Below are 1120 nucleotides of genomic sequence, written 5' to 3'. Positions count from 1 at the left end.
CTTAGAGGTCCTCGCGCCAGAAGGGCATGCTCATGCAGCGCGGGCCGCCGCGGCCGCGGGAGAGCTCGGCGGAGGGCACGACGAGAAGGTCCAGGCCCTCCTTGTACAGCACGTCGTTGGTGACGGTGTTGCGGGCGTAGACGCAGATCTTGCCGGGCTCGACGCACAGGGTGTTGGAGCCGTCGTTCCACTGCTCGCGGGAGGCCGCGATCGGGTCGCCGCCGCCGCAGGGGATCAGCTTGACCTGGTCGACGCCGGTGGCGTCCTCCAGGACGTGCTCGAGGGTGTCCTCGATCAGGCGGATGTTCACGTCGCCCGGGTTCTTGCCGGCGGTCAGCTCGTAGACGCGCAGGGTGCCCATGATGGCGGGGTGGATCGTGAACTTATCGACGTCGATCTGGGTGAAGACCGTGTCGAGGTGCATGAAGGCGCGCGAGACCGGGATGTCGAAGGCCAGGATGCGCTCGACCTTGGAGTCGGAGTTCCAGAAGATGTTCTGGGCCATGACGTCGATGGCGGCCGCCTGGGTGCGCTGGGAGATGCCGACGGCGAGGGTCTTCTCGTTGATGTTCAGCACGTCGCCGCCCTCGGTGTGGAACTGGCAGTCGCGGCGGAAGTACAGGGAGACGTCCTTGTAGTCGGGGTGGTACTTGAAGACGTACTTGCCGTACAGGGTCTCGCGGTTGCGGGTGACCGAGTACATGCGGTTGAGGTTGACGCCCTCGCCGACGACCGCGAACGGGTCGCGGGTGAAGTAGAGGTTGGGCATCGGGTCGATGATCAGGTCGGACTCGGACTCGGAGTTGACCAGGGAGTCGAGGGTCGTGGACGCCGTGAGGGGCATGTCGATCTCGGCCTTGGTCATGCCGGCCATGGTCTTCTTGACGAACTCGAGGTTGTCCTCGATGGAGTCCAGCTTCTCGCGGACGATCTGCGGCATCTGCTGGCCGCGGATGCCTGCCTCGGCGATGTACTGGTCGGTGAACTCGGCGCGGGCGCCGGGGACCTGGTCGAACACCTCTGCGACGAGGTTCTCGAGGTAGAGCACCTCCACGCCCTGGTCCTTAAGGATCTGGGCGAAGGTGTCGTGCTCCTGCTGCGCGACCTCCAGGAACGGGAC

At 65.4% G+C, this 1120-nt stretch carries 1 protein-coding gene; it reads right to left on the bottom strand.

Annotated features, from left to right (window positions below; genetic code table 11):
- Position 1: 1 nt before the first annotated feature.
- A partial coding sequence (locus tag DWV32_RS09925; RefSeq protein ID WP_233540455.1) for an arginine deiminase occupies positions 2-1120 on the bottom strand: 1119 nt, incomplete at its 5' end.

This window comes from Collinsella sp. AF04-24 (assembly GCF_003465685.1).
Lineage (GTDB): Bacteria > Actinomycetota > Coriobacteriia > Coriobacteriales > Coriobacteriaceae > Collinsella > Collinsella aerofaciens_AP.
This window is presented reverse-complemented; position numbering and strand designations above follow the sequence as displayed.